The 654-nt window shown below is 75.1% G+C and carries 1 pseudogene; it reads left to right on the top strand.

Going from position 1 to position 654, the window contains the following annotated elements:
* Positions 1–447 (top strand): annotated as a pseudogene (locus ACFXPK_RS22305) (hypothetical protein); the annotation flags it as partial.
* Positions 448–654 lie beyond the last annotated feature (207 nt).

Genomic DNA, 654 nt, shown 5'->3' with positions numbered 1-654 from the left:
GCCATCACCCCGTTCGCGATGGACACGGACCGCAAGGGCTTCAGCATGCCGATCGGCTCGACGGCCGGTGACGGCCTCGACATCCGCGGGCGGATCTTCTACCCGGGCGGCCTCAGCTTCCACCACGCGGCATCCGGCAAGACCATCACGCTGAAGCCCACGTACATCCGCGTGATGCCGACGCCCTCCTACACCGCGGGCGTCGAGGTCGACGGCGTGCCCGTCTCCAGCGAGGTCGTCATCGCGGAATCCACCTACGCCGAGGTCATGCTGGGCGCCCGCCCGAGCCTGACGGGCTTCCGCATCAAGAAGGCGCCGTTCTACCTCACGGCGGAGGCGTCCCGCCTGTTCGCCTCGATCACCGGCGGCGAAGCCCCTCCGGTGGGCGCCCTGTTCGGCACGCTCACCCCGAACTTCGACTACATCCCGACGGCCCCGAGGTCGTAACGCGGGCGCTCTGAGCCGCCGGTTCGGACGGGGGTCTGCCGGGGCGGGCCAGGGGTGCTGCACGGCGGGCCGCCCACCGTGGAGCGCCCCGGGGCCGCCCCGACCGGGCCCGGGGGGCCCCCCCCCGCCCGGGGGCCCCCGCCCGGCTCCCGGGCGCCCCGGGGGGGGGGGGGAGGAACACACCCCCCGCCCCCCCGCCTAACCGCG

This window comes from Streptomyces sp. NPDC059142 (assembly GCF_042755665.1).
GTDB lineage: Bacteria > Actinomycetota > Actinomycetes > Streptomycetales > Streptomycetaceae > Streptomyces.
The sequence above is the reverse complement of the archived record's forward strand: the minus strand, read 5'-3'. Positions and strand labels throughout refer to the sequence as shown.